The 1,789-nt window shown below is 62.1% G+C and carries 2 protein-coding genes; both read left to right on the forward strand.

Going from position 1 to position 1,789, the window contains the following annotated elements; all coding sequences use genetic code 11:
* Positions 1–142: 142 nt before the first annotated feature.
* A complete protein-coding gene (locus ACH2EH_RS09470) occupies positions 143–1,051 on the forward strand; it encodes a carbohydrate kinase family protein (RefSeq protein ID WP_395141091.1) in 909 nt (302 codons plus the stop codon).
* A partial coding sequence (locus ACH2EH_RS09475) for an aldo/keto reductase (RefSeq protein WP_395141093.1) occupies positions 1,048–1,789 on the forward strand: 742 nt, incomplete at its 3' end. The genes ACH2EH_RS09470 and ACH2EH_RS09475, both read left to right, overlap by 4 nt.

Below are 1,789 nucleotides of genomic sequence, written 5' to 3' on the forward strand. Positions count from 1 at the left end.
CATCCACCGTGATCTGAAAAACAGGCACTGTGCCCACGGGCTTAAAAAGCGCGGCACTCAGGTCTGCGGGGGGTAGCAGTTGGACAAGCTGGCGAGCAATTAAATCATGCAGAGTCATTGGTAAAAAGGGTACCCTAAAGTCATGGTCGTTGGATTCGGGCTGATCAATAAAGACTTCGTCGCGGTGGTTCCCACCTGGGAGCGCGACACAAAAGTGCGGGCGACGCACTACTTCGAGCAAGTGGGGGGGCCGGTTCCCGTGGCACTCACCGCCGTCGCGAAGCTAGGGGGGCTGGCCTGCGTCCACTTAGGCGTGGTCGGCGACGATAGAGATGCCGACGATCTGGCACGCAGCCTGGATGAGCAAGGCGTCTCCTCCGATTTTCAGCGCACTCCTGGCGTGGCCACCAGCCGCTCTCTCGTGCTTCTTGATGCGCACGATGGCTCCCGTACTCTGGCAAACTACGCGGAGGAGCTGCCCTTAATGACCTTCACACCCGCCCACGACGAGCTCCTCAGCCAGGCAAGCTTGCTGCATCTCGATGGCCGTGATCTGGGCGGCGCACTCCACGCCGCTCAGCTCGTCAAAGCGGCAGGTGGCCACGTCTCGTTTGATCTGGGAACCATGCGCCCGGGCCGCGAGGCACTCTTTCCCCTCTGCGATATTATTCTTGCTAGCAAGGGCGGCGGCGCAGGCGCGTTCCCCGAGCACGCCAATAATCCCGCCGCGCAAGTGCGCAGCTTTCTCGCAGCAGGCGTCAAAGTTGCCGGTGTCACGCTGGCCGAAAAAGGTGTAATGATCGCCACTAAAGAGCAGCCCGACCCGGTTTTTCTGCCCGCCTTCGGGGTCCCAAACGTGCTTGACACCTGCGGTGCAGGCGATGTCTTTCACGGCGCATTTTGCTGGGCCTACGCCACCGGAGTGCTCCCACATGCCGCCGCCGACTTCGCCCAAGCCACGGTCGCACTCCGCATCCAGAACTACGGCAACCGTGCCGGACTGCCTGATCGGGCCACCGTCGAAGCGTTTCTCAAGAAGGTAAGACCATGATCTTCGACGATCTATTTCCGCTGGGCTACGGCGCGGGCTCGCTGGGCACGGCGCTGACGGGCGAGGCGGCTGTGCGCCATGTGGCGATTTATTTAGAGGCGGGCGGGAATGTCTTTGACACGGCGCATGTCTATGCCTGCTGGCAGCCCGGCGGCGTGGGGGCGAGCGAGCGAGAGCTAGGGCGCGTGCTCAAGGCATTGGGCGTGTTGGAGAGCGCAGTGATTGTGACCAAGGGCGGGCACCCGGCGTTTGGCACCGAGTACCCGCGCCCCGCGCACTTTCTCGCGCCCGAAGTGCTGGAGCAAGACATCACCGAGAGCTGCGAGCGTCTCGGAGTGGAGCGCATTCCGATCTATCTCCTCCACCGTGATGATGGCATCACACCCGTTTCAGAGCTTCTGGAACCGCTGCAAGATGCCAGGCTCGGAGCGATTGGCGTCAGCAACTGGTCCGTGGAGCGCATCGCGGAGGCAAATGCTGTGGCGGCGGCACAGGGCTGGAAGGGATTTGCCCTCTCGCAGATTCAGGGTAGCCTTGCCACTCCCACTTGGTCGGTTACGGACGATCCCACCACACGCTATCTCACCCAAACGGAAATTGACTTTGGCCTGCCTCTGATGTTCTACTCCGCCACCGCAGGGGGCTACTTCGCAGGGAAGGCTGCTCGGCTCTACGATACGCCCGACAACGCGATCAGACGCAAGCGGGCGGAGCACTTGGCAATGCAATACGGCGCGA

Origin of the sequence: Armatimonas sp. (assembly GCF_043760365.1) — a bacterium.
Taxonomy (GTDB): domain Bacteria; phylum Armatimonadota; class Armatimonadia; order Armatimonadales; family Armatimonadaceae; genus Armatimonas.